General features: G+C 41.0%; 1 pseudogene. It reads left to right on the top strand.

Going from position 1 to position 210, the window contains the following annotated elements:
* Positions 1 to 210, top strand: a pseudogene (locus tag CXF72_RS00635) (RNA-guided endonuclease IscB); the annotation flags it as partial.

The following is a 210-nucleotide window of genomic DNA, read 5'->3' as shown; positions in this document are numbered from 1 at the left end:
GCCTCCGGTGATTACCAGCAAACTAAGGGTGTTCGCAGTGAAAAACGGATACCGACAGGAAAGTTGTTTGGCCTTAAAAAGCATGATTTCATCCAAACGCCACAGGGCACTGGTTTTGTTAAAGGTAAACGCAGTACTGGGTATTTTGCTTTAGAAAATATACTGGGCGAGAAAATACATGCAAGTGCAAATATTAAAAAAAACACGGTA

It is taken from the genome of Psychromonas sp. MB-3u-54, assembly GCF_002836415.1.
GTDB lineage: Bacteria > Pseudomonadota > Gammaproteobacteria > Enterobacterales > Psychromonadaceae > Psychromonas.
Note: the sequence above shows the minus strand (reverse complement) of the source record. Positions and strands in the feature narration are given on the sequence as shown.